General features: G+C 60.9%; 15 protein-coding genes. 8 read left to right on the forward strand and 7 right to left on the reverse strand.

Annotation, left to right across the window (positions count from 1 at the left end; genetic code table 11):
* Nucleotides 1–52 precede the first annotated feature (52 nt).
* Entirely contained in the window at nt 53–1,531 is a 1,479-nt protein-coding gene (locus tag AC2FPW_RS01580) for an inorganic phosphate transporter (protein ID WP_496753006.1), read from the forward strand.
* Between the two features lie 9 nt (nt 1,532–1,540).
* Here AC2FPW_RS01580 and AC2FPW_RS01585 read toward each other — a convergent pair whose 3' ends face one another.
* Complete coding sequence (locus tag AC2FPW_RS01585; protein ID WP_496812361.1) at nt 1,541–2,515, reverse strand: 2-dehydropantoate 2-reductase; 975 nt, start codon at nt 2,513–2,515, stop codon at nt 1,541–1,543.
* 45 nt (nt 2,516–2,560) lie between these two features.
* A complete protein-coding gene (locus tag AC2FPW_RS01590) occupies nt 2,561–3,553 on the reverse strand; it encodes a pirin family protein (RefSeq protein ID WP_496812399.1) in 993 nt (330 codons plus the stop codon).
* Between the two features lie 176 nt (nt 3,554–3,729).
* Between AC2FPW_RS01590 and AC2FPW_RS01595 the strand changes: the two genes are divergently transcribed.
* From AC2FPW_RS01595 to AC2FPW_RS01605, 3 genes are read left to right on the forward strand one after another with little or no spacing between them, the layout of a single operon-like run.
* The gene (locus AC2FPW_RS01595) at nt 3,730–4,188 is read left to right on the forward strand and encodes a MarR family winged helix-turn-helix transcriptional regulator (protein ID WP_480473645.1); all 459 of its coding nucleotides are present in this window, start codon (nt 3,730–3,732) and stop codon (nt 4,186–4,188) included.
* Nucleotides 4,185–4,562, forward strand: coding sequence for a hypothetical protein (locus AC2FPW_RS01600; protein WP_480484531.1), 378 nt, complete (start codon nt 4,185–4,187; stop codon nt 4,560–4,562). The genes AC2FPW_RS01595 and AC2FPW_RS01600 overlap by 4 nt, the downstream gene beginning before the upstream one ends.
* Before the next feature lie 39 nt (nt 4,563–4,601).
* Nucleotides 4,602–4,916, forward strand: coding sequence for a monooxygenase (locus AC2FPW_RS01605; protein WP_480473648.1), 315 nt, complete (start codon nt 4,602–4,604; stop codon nt 4,914–4,916).
* A gap of 24 nt (nt 4,917–4,940) precedes the next feature.
* Here AC2FPW_RS01605 and AC2FPW_RS01610 read toward each other — a convergent pair whose 3' ends face one another.
* The 4 genes from AC2FPW_RS01610 to AC2FPW_RS01625 all read right to left on the reverse strand — a co-directional run bounded on the left by AC2FPW_RS01610 (nt 4,941) and on the right by AC2FPW_RS01625 (nt 8,036).
* On the reverse strand, nt 4,941–5,285 hold the full coding sequence (locus tag AC2FPW_RS01610; RefSeq protein WP_496812362.1) for a 5-carboxymethyl-2-hydroxymuconate Delta-isomerase: 345 nt from the start codon (nt 5,283–5,285) through the stop codon (nt 4,941–4,943).
* Between the two features lie 58 nt (nt 5,286–5,343).
* A complete protein-coding gene (gene argF / locus AC2FPW_RS01615; protein WP_480473650.1) occupies nt 5,344–6,270 on the reverse strand; it encodes an ornithine carbamoyltransferase in 927 nt (308 codons plus the stop codon).
* 75 nt (nt 6,271–6,345) lie between these two features.
* Nucleotides 6,346–7,533 carry an aspartate aminotransferase family protein gene (locus tag AC2FPW_RS01620; RefSeq protein ID WP_480484534.1) on the reverse strand — a complete coding sequence of 396 codons (1,188 nt, stop codon included), beginning with the start codon at nt 7,531–7,533 and terminating at the stop codon, nt 6,346–6,348.
* Between the two features lie 242 nt (nt 7,534–7,775).
* Entirely contained in the window at nt 7,776–8,036 is a 261-nt protein-coding gene (locus AC2FPW_RS01625) for a zinc ribbon domain-containing protein (protein WP_209598147.1), read from the reverse strand.
* Nucleotides 8,037–8,110: 74 nt separating this feature from the next.
* Here AC2FPW_RS01625 and AC2FPW_RS01630 point away from each other — a divergent pair, with 74 nt between their 5' ends.
* From AC2FPW_RS01630 to AC2FPW_RS01640, 3 genes are all read left to right on the forward strand, one after another.
* Nucleotides 8,111–8,476, forward strand: coding sequence for a MerR family transcriptional regulator (locus AC2FPW_RS01630; protein ID WP_209505680.1), 366 nt, complete (start codon nt 8,111–8,113; stop codon nt 8,474–8,476).
* A 52-nt stretch (nt 8,477–8,528) separates the two neighbouring features.
* The gene (locus AC2FPW_RS01635; RefSeq protein WP_496812363.1) at nt 8,529–9,413 is read left to right on the forward strand and encodes a DMT family transporter; all 885 of its coding nucleotides are present in this window, start codon (nt 8,529–8,531) and stop codon (nt 9,411–9,413) included.
* Nucleotides 9,414–9,519: 106 nt separating this feature from the next.
* Nucleotides 9,520–10,755, forward strand: a complete 1,236-nt coding sequence (locus AC2FPW_RS01640) for an MFS transporter (protein ID WP_496812400.1) — start codon at nt 9,520–9,522, stop codon at nt 10,753–10,755.
* Here the strand turns inward: AC2FPW_RS01640 and AC2FPW_RS01645 are convergent.
* Nucleotides 10,752–11,555: an ABC transporter permease gene (locus AC2FPW_RS01645; RefSeq protein WP_209598149.1), complete on the reverse strand. Its 804-nt coding sequence runs from the start codon at nt 11,553–11,555 to the stop codon at nt 10,752–10,754. The genes AC2FPW_RS01640 and AC2FPW_RS01645 overlap by 4 nt on opposite strands.
* 126 nt (nt 11,556–11,681) lie before the next feature.
* Between AC2FPW_RS01645 and AC2FPW_RS01650 the strand changes: the two genes are divergently transcribed.
* Nucleotides 11,682–12,251, forward strand: coding sequence for a GcrA family cell cycle regulator (locus tag AC2FPW_RS01650; protein ID WP_267363457.1), 570 nt, complete (start codon nt 11,682–11,684; stop codon nt 12,249–12,251).
* The last annotated feature ends 53 nt before the right edge of the window (nt 12,252–12,304 follow it).

Genomic DNA, 12,304 nt, shown 5'->3' on the forward strand with positions numbered 1-12,304 from the left:
TGAACCGGGAAACCGTTAGCTGCGGGCGATCTGCCAATCTTTGACCAAGCCCATGTCTGACACAAATTCAAAACCGCGCTGGCAGTCGCTTGACAGCGACCTGCAACGCATCTCGCGCGTAGAAATCGCCAATCTTCACGTCGCCCGCCCGCTGCTGGCGCCGGGAATTGCACTGGCGTTCATGGTGCTTGCCGGATTGATGGCAGCGGTGCTGTTCGGTCGGGCCGACGGCACCTATATCGTCGTGGCTGCGGCCGCGTTCGGGGCCTATATGGCGATCAATATCGGCGCCAATGACGTCGCCAACAACATGGGCCCCGCGGTGGGTGCGAACGCGCTGACCATGGGCGGTGCCATCGTGATTGCCGCCGTTGCCGAAAGCGCGGGCGCGTTGCTTGCGGGGGGCGATGTGGTCTCGACCATCTCGAAGGGGATCATCGACCCGGCCTCGGTGCAGAACAGTAACGTGTTCATCTGGGCCATGATGGCGGCGCTGATCTCGTCCGCCATGTGGGTCAATCTGGCGACCTGGATCGGCGCGCCGGTGTCGACAACGCATTCGGTTGTGGGCGGGGTCATGGGCGCGGGGATTGCCGCTGCCGGTCTGAGCGCGGTGAGCTGGGGCACGATGGGCGCGATTGCGGCCAGCTGGGTGATCTCTCCGGTTCTTGGGGGCGTCATTGCGGCGGCATTCCTGGCGCTGATCAAGACCAAGATCCAGTATCAGGACGACAAGATCGCCGCCGCGCGGCGTTGGGTGCCGATCCTTGTGGCGGTGATGGCGGCAGCGTTCGCTACCTACCTGTCGGTCAAGGGTCTGAAGCGGATCGTGAAGATTGATCTGCAGATGGCGCTGCTGATCGGTCTGGGCAGCGGTGTGCTGGTCTGGGCGCTGACGGTTCCCTGGGTGCGTCGCAAGTCCGAGGGGCTGGAGAACCGGACCCGGTCGCTGAAAACCCTGTTTGGCCTGCCACTGGTGATATCGGCCGCGTTTTTGAGTTTTGCACATGGCGCCAATGATGTGGCCAACGCGGTCGGCCCCCTGGCGGCGATTGTCCACGCGGCGGAGTTCGGGGATTTCGCCCAAAAGGTTTCCATCCCGCTATGGGTGATGATCATCGGCGCGTTCGGGATATCGTTCGGCCTGTTCCTGTTCGGGCCCAAGCTGATCCGGATGGTCGGCAGCCAGATCACCAAGCTGAACCCGATGCGGGCGTTTTGCGTGGCGCTGTCAGCGGCGATCACGGTCATTGTCGCCAGCTGGCTGGGCCTGCCGGTCAGTTCCACGCATATCGCCGTTGGCGCAATTTTCGGCGTCGGGTTCTATCGTGAGTGGCAGTCGGATCGCAGGCGGAAACAGAACAATGGGCGAAACGCGACAGCGCAGAAGCTGGCCCCGGAAGAATACCGGCGGCGCAAGCTGGTGCGGCGGTCGCATTTCATGACGATCGTTGCGGCCTGGGTCGTGACCGTGCCTGCCGCAGCCGCCATGTCGGCCGTGATTTTCTGGACATTGACCAGATTCGTCTGACGACCGCGATCAGAGCCTGATCTGTTCCGGGGACAACGGATGATCTGGCGCGTGCTTGATCAGGTCTGACACTTTTGTGCAAAGGGGGGTGGGCACCCCGGTTTCATGCCCCAGCCGAATGATATGGCCCTGAAGGCTGTCAATTTCCGTTTGCCGCTCGGCCATCAGGTCATAGGCCATCGAGGTTCGGGCGGCGGGATCGATGGTGAGCATCCGCGCTGCGATCCGGCTGAACAAGGGTGTCGGCAGCCGCAGGATATGCGGCGTCATCCACGCCGGAAGCGGCGTTGTCGAGGCCACCGGATGCCCGGCTGCCTTGAGAACCAACAGCGCCTCGGCCATCTGGTCGGCCATGAGGTTGCGCCAGTCACGGCTGAGCAGCTGATCCACAAGCGGCAGGCCCGACAACGCGTTCAGCGCATTGTTCAGATTGATCACCAGCTTGCCCCATTGCACCGCCTCGATCCGGTCAGTTGCGATAACGGGCAGGTCCGGGCTGCTGAGGGCGGTGGCCAGATCGCCAGGGCCGTTCTGGATGACAATTTCGCCTGATGTGGCCCGGTGATAGGTGGCGGGGCCGTTCGGGACCACGTTAAAGGGGACCATACCCGCGCGCACATCCCGACCGGGCAGCGCCTTGCGCAGGGTTGCCGCATTCTCGATCCCGTTTTGCCAGGACAGGACGGGCGCGTCCCGACAGGCGGCGTCCGCGATATGACCGGCCATATCCGCCGTTGCCCCGGATTTGACGGTGACGATCACCAGTTCGGCCTGATCCAGGCAGGCAGGATCGGTGCTGAGTGTCAGGGCTTCCGCCGCAACATGGGCATTGAGGTCATCGTAATCCGTGACCGTCAGCCCATGTTCGCGGATGGGGTCCAGTACACGGGCACGCCCCAGCAAGGTCACCGCGTGCCCTGAGCGGGCCAGTAAACCGCCGCAGTAGCAGCCGATGCTGCCCGCGCCTGCGATGACAAGTTTCATGATACCCCCTCTGGTATACCAGAAAGGATCACCGCAAACGGACGGTTACACAAGCCCACCCGGCCCCGACGCCGTACGCGGGCGGGCCAGCCGGGGCTTAGTACGCTCAAACTGTTCTGAAATGGCGATAAACTCGCGGTCATCCCCTGTCGGAAGGTGGAAGGCGCCATTGACCCAATCGGCGCTTTTCCACTCATGAATCGCCGTCTCGATCTTTTCTTTCGAGGATGAGACGAAGTTCCACCAGATATAGCGATCCTTATTCAGGGTCGCGCCGCCCAGCAGCATCAGCCGCGCGCCCTGCGGGCCTGCCCGGGCCGATAGCCTGTCACCGGGGCGGAACACCATCATGCGGCCTTCGTCGAACATGTCGCCTGCAACCTCGATCGATCCTTGCGTGACATAGACACCGCGATCCTCATGGTCGTCGGGCAGCGGGAAGGACGCGCCGGGGGCGAGCTGAACATCCAGATAGAAGGTCTCGGACAGCATCGTCACGGGGCTGGTTTCGCCATAAGCGTTGCCGAGGATCAGCCGTGCGCTGACGCCCTTGTCTTGGATATGGGGCAGCGCGCCTTGCTTGTGGTGTTCGAACTCGGGGGCCATATCCTCCTGCGCTTCGGGCAGGGCAAGCCAGGTCTGAATGCCGAACAGCTTGTGGCCTTTGCCGCGCGTTTCTTCGCTGGTGCGCTCGGAATGGGTCACGCCCCGACCTGCAACCATCCAGTTGACCTCGCCGGGGTAAATCATCTGGTGGGTGCCGAGGCTGTCGCGATGTTCGAATTCGCCCTGATAAAGGCAAGTGACGGTTCCCAGCCCGATATGCGGGTGCGGTCGCACGTCAATGCCGCCTTCGGTGACGAATTCTGCCGGGCCGACCTGATCAAAGAAGATGAACGGGCCAACCAGTTGGCGTTTGACCGAGGGCAGCGCGCGGCGCACCTCGAACCCGCCCAGATCGCGGGCGCGGGGAATGATGAGCGTTTCCAGCGCGCCGTTTTCAGCTGCGTCGGTGGTGTGGGACGGGTTCCAGCTCACATTCGTATCCTCGGCTTTTTTGTTCATCCAAAGCAGGTCCGCATTCGCTAGGTCAAAATATATGCGGGCCCGGGCCCGGCGTCAGTGCAGCCCTGCACGGGGGACGTGCATATTTGCGGCATTCGCGCGTGGTGGTGCATCTTGATACTACCCCTAACTAGGGATAAATGACTGCCATGACACACGAGACTCAAAACCGAGAAAACCAGGCCCTGGTATTGGCCCTGTTGCGCAGCCAGCAGTTGTTTATGCGTGCCATGGGACCGGTGTTTCGCGCCGGGGGTCTGACGGCACCTCAGTGGGATGCGCTGGAGACCCTGAACACCAAAGGTGCGCTGTCGATCAATGACCTGTTGCGCCTGACGCTGTCCACATCCGGCAATCTGGATGTTGTCGTCAAAAACCTGATTCAGGCCGGTCTGGTGGAGAAGACCGTTGATGAAACCGACAAGCGCGCCCGCGTTTTACGCCTGACAGAAGCCGGAAAACAGAAAGTGGCCGCGTTCATGCCCGTCCACAATCAGGCGCTGGAGCAGATATTCGGACGCCTGAGCACCGAAACCAGACGCGAGACGATCAGAACGCTCAACCAGCTTCGCAAAAAGCTGCCCCAACCACAGAAAGGCGAGACATGACCAACAAAACCTTCCTGACCGCGCATGGTGTGATCTACATGTTTTTCGCATTGGCGCTTTTATTTGCGCCAACCATCCTTTGGCCCAATTATGGACTGCAACTGAACGATCGGTATGCCGTGTTTCTGTCGCAGCATAATGCGATCTTTCTGGGTGGCATCGGCCTTATCAGCTTCCTGTTTCGAAACACTGAAACCGGTACCGAGACGGCACAGAACATCCTGAAAGGTCTGATGGGGACCAACATATTGGGCGTTGTCATCACGCTTTATGCCTGTCTGACCGGGGTGTTCACCGGCTTTGGCTGGTCCGACCCCATCTTCTTTGCGCTGCTTGCCATTCTGAGCTTTGTGCAGCTTGGCAAGAACCGCTGATCACACCCCCTCCCCCCCCTGAACGTGGAGCATTTGACCATGAGTACGATGAAAATCTGGGATCTGCATCTGGCCTATGACGGACCCGTAACCGCAGAGTTTCTGGCCGGAACAAAGGAACTGGCTGAAAGCATCGCCCAGGAACCCGGTGTCGTCTGGAAGATCTGGACTGTCGAAGAAGGCACAAACCATTTCGGATCGACCTATCTGTTTCGCGATCGCGCCAGTCTGGAGACCTACAAGGCGATGCACCTGAAACGCCTTGAGGCCATCGGGGTCGCAGTGACCTCGGATCATGTCTTTGATATCATGGAAGACCTCAGCGCGATCAACAACGCGCCGATACACGGCTGACGGACCCGGAGAGTACCCGCGCCATCAACCTGCCAGGCGCTTTGCATAGGTGGCGCGGGTCATCTCGACATCCTGCACGGTGATGCTGCCGACCTCGGGCAAGGTCTGGGCCAGAACATCCAGAATGATGGCGTTAAGCTCGGCCCGTGTGGCCTCATCCCGGCCACGCATCAACAGCAGCGTGGCATGCACGAAGGTCTGTGGTTGCGTTCCGATGTAGGAATAGGCAATCGGTGCGGCGCGGATCTTGAGCGCTGAGGCGTCGATTTCATCATGTTTTGCGAGAACAGTATGCAGCCGCTCGCAAATCATCTGGAAATCATGAGTGTCGTCCAGAGATTTGGAAAATTCCAGTGTGACGTGAGGCATTGAATGCTCCGAAGGTCATGAGAGAGCCTGATGGCCCTCTCGAAACTGCAAGGTGATCCTAAACGCCAAGACACCAGCGCATTACGGCCTTTTGTGCGTGCAGGCGGTTTTCGGCCTCATCGAAGATGACCGAGTTCGGGCCATCCATGACCTCGGAGGTTGCTTCTTCCTCACGATGCGCGGGCAGACAGTGCATGAACAGCGCGTCGGGTTTGGCATGTGACATGAGTTCCGCGTTGACCTGATAGGGGCGCAGCATGTTGTGGCGGCGTTCCTTGGCGGATTGGCTGTCATGCATCGAAACCCAGGTGTCGGCCACCACCAGATCAGCGCCCTCGACCGCTTTGTGCGGGTCCCGTTCGATGACGACTCGGGACCCCTTCTGGCGGGCAAACCCCATGAATTCTTCTTCGGGGTCAAGCTGGGCCGGGCCGGAGAAGGTCAGATCGAAGCCGAACTGACCGGCGGCGTGCAGGAAGGAGGCGCAGACATTGTTGCCATCGCCGGTCCAGACCACTTTCTTGCCCGCAATGGGGCCGCGGTGTTCCTCGAACGTCAAAACATCGGCCATGATCTGGCAGGGATGGGTGCGGTCGGTCAGGCCGTTGATGACAGGCACGTCGGAATATTCGGCCATCTCGGTCAGGATGGTCTCATCAAAGGTGCGGATCATGATCATGTCGACATAGCGCGACAGCACACGGGCGGTATCGGCAATGGTTTCGCCGTGACCCAGCTGCATGTCCTTGCCCGACAGCACCATGGTCTGGCCACCCATCTGGCGCACGCCCACGTCAAAGGACACGCGCGTCCGGGTCGAGGGCTTTTCGAAGATCAGCGCGACCATACGGTCTTTCAGCGGCTGTTCGTCGTCAGGGGCGGCCTTGGGACGGCCCAGACGCGCCTGTTTCATCGCGCCCGCCTGATCGATCATGGACCGCAGCGCGGTGGCATCAGTTTTGTGGATATCGAGAAAATGGTTCATATCGCTTCGCTTTTGGCTGGTCGGGCAGTGGGGGCCAGCCCCCACACCCCCGGAGTATTTGGGAAAAGATGAAGCTCAGGCAGTTGCGAGCTGGGTTTCGATCTGATTGGCGGCCTTTTCGAGGCGGATCATGGCCTGGGCGATGTCATCCTCGGTCAGGGTCAGGGGGGGCAGCAGGCGGATGACGTTGTCGGCGGCGGGGACGGTGATGACCAGATTGTCATAGCCCGCATTGACCACATCTATATTTGGCGCCTTGCATTTCAGGCCGAGCATCAGGCCCGATCCGCGCACCTCTTCGAAGACCTCGGGGTGATCGGCGACCAGGCCTTCGAGTTTCTGGCGCAACAGGCCAGCCTTGCGGTTGACACCTTCGAGAAAGGCGGGTGTGGCGACCTGATCGATCACCGCACAGCCCACGGCGCAGCCCAGCGGGTTGCCGCCATAGGTGGAGCCATGCGTGCCTGCGGTCATACCGGACGCCGCATCTTCGGTTGCCAGCACAGCGCCGAGGGGGAAACCACCGCCGATGCCTTTGGCGACCATCATGATATCCGGGGTGATCCCGGCCCATTCATGGGCGAAGAGCCTGCCGGTCCGACCGACTCCGCATTGCACCTCGTCCAGGATCAGCAGCAGACCGTGTTCGTCGCAAATGGCGCGCAGGGCCTTGAGTTCGGCATCGGGTACGGGGCGGATGCCACCCTCGCCCTGAATCGGTTCGATCAGGATGGCTGCGGTATTTTCCGTGATGACGTCGGTGACACCGTCGAGATCGCCAAAGGTGACGTGGACAAAGCCCGGCAAAAGCGGGCCAAAGCCTTTGGTCATCTTCTCGGACCCGGCCGCAGCGATGCCCGCCGACGACCGGCCATGGAAGGAGCCATCGAAGGTGATGATCTCAACCCGTTCGGGCTGGTCTTTGTCATAGAAATACTTGCGGGCCATTTTCACGGCCAGTTCACAGGCTTCGGTACCGGAATTCGTAAAGAATACCGTATCCGCAAAGGTGTGTTCGACCAGCTTGTCTGCCAGTGCCTGCTGTTGCGGGATGTTGTAGAGGTTCGAGACATGCCACAGCGCATGGGCCTGTTCCGTCAGGGCGGCCACCAGCGCCGGATGGGCGTGGCCCAGCGCGTTCACCGCGATCCCTGCGCCGAGGTCCAGAAAACGTCGGCCATCCGCCTCGGTCAGCCAGGCGCCTTCGCCCTTTACAAATGACAGGGGCGCGCGGTTATAGGTCGGCAGAACGGACGGGATCATGGGATCATCCTTTTCGGGTCGTTTGAGCCTCGTGAGTGATACACGAAGGCCCGGTTCGTCAACAGATTTGGTGAGATTTGTGCCAATTTGGCAGGCACATGGGATCAAACAGGCCGATTACGCAGAGAGGCGTCGGCGTCGGAGCAACTGGATATGTGCGCGTTTGATCATGGCCGCTCTATAGACGTGAAAAGACAGCCTGAAAACCCTATTATTGCCGCAGGGTCAAAATTGCCGCCGGATCATCCCGCCGAGCGCCAGCGGTCGAGCTTGCCCATACCGCGGGTGAAAGCCCAGGCAAGGATGCGGGGCATGCCTTTGGCGACGAGGGCATCGACGCAATGAGACTGAAACTCTTCCAGCGAAGCGTCGGGGTGGCGGAACGCACCGTTTTCGTAACACAGCGAGCAGTAACGCGTGCTGCGCCCGCCGTCAGCTTCGGACCCGCCGCCCTGGGGATCTTTTGACAGCGGCATGCCGCAACTTTGGCATTTGGGACCCATGATGCTTGTCCTTGCAGAGAATGACTGTCTGACATAGGATCAAAACCATGGAGTTGAGTCAACGGTTTTGAAACATGCGGATCGGGGAACTTGCGCGGCGCAGCGGGCTGAGCCGCGACACGCTGAGGTTTTATGAACGCCAAGGGTTGATCCGGTCAGGCCCGGGGCCGGACAACACGAACAGCTATCGCGACTATCCCGAAGACGCGCTGATCACGCTGGAGCAAGTTGCCGATGCACAGGCGGCAGGCATCAGCATTGCAGAACTGGTCATGTTGCTGGGGCAGTTGGAAGCCGCCGATCCCGACAGCTTTGATGGCGAGGCGTTCTTGCAGGACCGGATTGACGAGGTCGAAGCGCGGATTGTGCGGGCAGAGCGGTTTCTGGACAGCCTCAAACAAGCCAAGGCGGCGCTGGCGGCCCCACCGGTTTTGCGCTGAGCGCTGAATTGCGTCTTGCCAAGCCCCCCGTTTTGGCGCACCGCTTTCGCCCATGTTCACCCCGAAGGCGCAAAATCCTGCTTTGGCCGCAGGGCTGATCTTTGTCGCGACCGCCTTTATCGCGGCGACGACGCTGTTGGCCAAGGCCTTGGGGACGGACACACTCGGGCCACCCTTGCACGCGATGCAGATCAGTCACGGACGGTTTCTGTTTGCTCTGCTAGCCATCCTGTCGGCAGTCGCAGTGTTTCGTCCCCGGCTGGGGCGGCCCCATTGGGGGCTGCATGTCGGGCGAACCAGCTTTGGCTGGGCCGGAGTGACGTTGATGTTCGCGTCTGTTGCGTTCATTCCGATGGCGGATGCGACGGCGATCTCCTTTCTGAACCCGGTCTTTGGCATGGTCCTGGCCATTCCGCTATTGGGGGAACGCGTCGGCCCGTGGCGCTGGCTGGCGGCGGCCGTGGCCCTTGTGGGTGCGGTGATCCTGCTGCGCCCGACACCTGCAAGTTTTCAACCCGCCGCCCTTCTGGCGCTGGCTGCGGCTGCGTTTATCGGGATGGAGCTGATCTTTATCAAGAAACTGTCGGGGCGCGAGGCACCGATCCAGATTCTGCTGATCAACAACACGATGGGGCTGGTGATCGCCACGGTCGCGGTCAGCTTTGTGTTTCACATGCCGACGCCACAGCAATGGGTTGCGCTGGTGGGGATCGGCCTGCTGATGGCCTGCGCGCAGGTTTGTTTCATCAACGGCATGGCACGTGCGGACGCGTCATTCGTGGCCCCGATCAGCTATGCCACACTGATTTTCGCTGCGCTGTACGATTTTGCGGTGTTTGATGTGATCCCCGACCGGATCAGCCTGATTGGTGCGGTCACGATTCTGACCGGAGGGCTGATCCTGGTCTGGCGCGAGGCGGTAAACCGCCGGACCTGACTGAAAAATCCGCCCCTGCGGTTCAGGGGCGACCTTTGTGTCGCAAATCCCCATGAACGGCAGCTCGGCCGGCGCATTCTGGGCTGAGTTGATTTGCGAGTTTGTTATGCATGAACGCCGAATACCTGAATGGGTACGCCACGCGCCTGCCCCATCGGTTCGCGATTTCGGGATTCTGGCCGGAATCGAAGCCGTGGTGCGCGGTATTCTGATTTCGGTCTTTCCGCTGGCGATGTACCGGGCGCTGGGCGATGCCTCGTCCGTGTCATTCCTGTATTTCCTGATTGGCATCCTGTCCCTGCTGGTCGGGTTGATGGTGCCGTTCCTGATCCGTTTTGTACCGCGCAGATGGGCCTATTCCACCGGTTGCGTCATGTTCATCTGTGGTGCATCGCTGGCGATCGTGGGCAGCCCCGAGGCCGTGGTCGGCGCATTGGCCCTGAATACCATGGCCACGGTTGTCACTTTCATCTGCTTCAACACCTATGTGCTGGATTACATCAGCAAGATCGAACTTGGCCGGTGCGAGACCAGCCGCATGTTCTACAGCGCTTTGGGATGGACGGGCGGTCCAATGGCCGGTGTTCTGCTGATGGAGCTTTGGCGCCCTGCCCCGTTTGTCATCAGTGCCGGAGCGGCGCTGGTCATGCTGGCGCAGTTCTGGCGCATGCGTCTGGGCAATGGCAAGCTGATCACCAAGGCCCGTGGTCCTGCCAACAACCCGTTGGCCTTTCTTCCCCGGTTCTTTGTCCAACCCCGACTGGTTGCCGGATATCTGTTTGCAATGATCCGGTCCTGCGGCTGGTGGATATATGTGGTCTACCTGCCCATTTTCGCCATCCAAAACGGGCTGGGAGAACAACTGGGCGGCATCCTTCTGTCATGCACTAACGCCATGCTGCTGGCCGCCCCGTTGATCCTGCGCTGGGTCCAGACGCGGTCGCTCAGGTCGGCTGTTCGCATCGGGTTTGCCGCCGCGGGGGCCTGCTTTTTCGCAGCCGGTCTGGTCGCGGGATGGCCGGTTGCCTCGGTCGCTGCGCTGGTTCTGGGGTCTGTCTGGCTGATCGTTCTGGATATCTGCGCCGGATTGCCCTTCCTCATGGCCGTTAAACCGTCTGAGCGAACCGAGATGTCGGCGATTTATTCCAGTTACCGCGATGTCTCGGGCATTCTGACGCCCGGTGTTGCAGCTCTGGTCCTGCTGGTGGCACCGGTGGCCGGTGTGTTCGCGGCAGGCGGGATTGCCTTGTTCGGGGCATGGGCTGTCTCGGCCCGCTTGCATCCGCGGCTGGGCGAACCCAAACCTGCCCTGCCGCCCGACAGGCTGGCAGAGACCGGTTAAGCCTTAAGCCGATAACCGGTGCGCAGCATTTGCCAGGTGATCAGCCCGATGGCCAGCGTGGCAAAACCACAAACTGCCATGCCCAACCACGGTGAGCTGTCGGACACGCCGATCATGCCGTAACGCAGCCCATCGATCAGGTAGAAGACCGGGTTCAGATGGGTCAGACGGTTCAGGACAGGAGGCAGCGCCTCGACCGAATAGAAGGTGCCCGACAGGAAAGCCAGAGGTGTGACGATGAAGTTGGTGATCGCGGCCATCTGATCGAACTTGTTTGCAAAGATCCCGGCAAACAGGCCCAGCGCGCCCATGAATGCGCCCCCCAGAACAACAAAGATCAGTGCAATCAACGGATGCTGGGGCGCGATGGACAACAGGACCAGCAACGCAACTGAAATCACCAGCGCGATCATCAGGCCACGGGCGATGCCACCGGCGAGATACCCCAGCAGGATCTCGAGCGGGGACAGCGGCGGCATCAGCGTGTCGACGATATTGCCCTGCACCTTGGCAATCACCATCGAAGAGGAGGTATTGGCAAAGGCGTTCTGGATCACAGTCATCATCAGGATTCCCGGTGCCAGAAAGACCACAAACGGCACGCCCATGACGTCAGGGCGGCTGGGCCCAATGGCGATTGTGAAGATCAGCAGGAACAGGCCAGCCGTGACCAGAGGCGCCAGAACGGTCTGGGTCCAGACCGAAAGAAAGCGCCGGATTTCGCGCTGCGCCAGCGTGTAAAGCCCCATCCAGTTGACCGCCCCAAAGCTGCGTGCGGTCTGTTCTGCGGGATTCTGCATGCTTTGCCCTCAACCTGATTCGAAGACAGCTTGTAACTCGGGCTGCAGTGTTTAGAATAGGGGGCTGAGACGAATTCCCAAGGCGGCCCGAATCCGGGGCCGCTTTCCGCTTTTGAAAGGCTGACGATGTCCTGGACAGACGAGCGCGTAGAACTGCTGAAGAAGATGTGGGGCGAAGGCCAGTCGGCCAGCCAGATCGCCAAGGAACTGGGCGGCGTGACCCGTAACGCGGTGATTGGCAAGGTCCACCGCCTGGGCCTGTCCAACCGGACAGCAGGCGCAGCCCCGGCCAAGTCCGAACCGAAAGAGAAACCGGCGCCCGCGCCCAAGGCCGAAGCCAAGCCCAGACCCATGCCAAAGACAGAACCGGCGCGCCCGGCTGCTGCTGCCGAGGCGAAACCCGCCGTTCCGGCCCGCCGCCAGATCATCCCGGCCGGTCAGCCGCTGCCGCCGCAGCCCTCGGCCAACGAGATCAGCCCCGAGGCGCTGGCCAAGGTCAACGAGATCGAGAAGAAAGCCAAGAAGCTGACGCTGATGGAACTGACCGAGAAAACCTGCAAGTGGCCCGTGGGCGACCCCGCGACCGAGGATTTCTGGTTCTGCGGCCTGCCGGTCGAGGCGGGCAAACCCTATTGCGAGGCGCATGTGGGCGTGGCCTTCCAACCCATGAGCTCGCGCCGCGACCGGCGGCGGTAATTGCGAACACCAGAACCTAAATCATGTCTATAGAACGTGAAAAGGGCGCAGGC

It is taken from the genome of Ruegeria sp. SATB027, assembly GCF_059613825.1.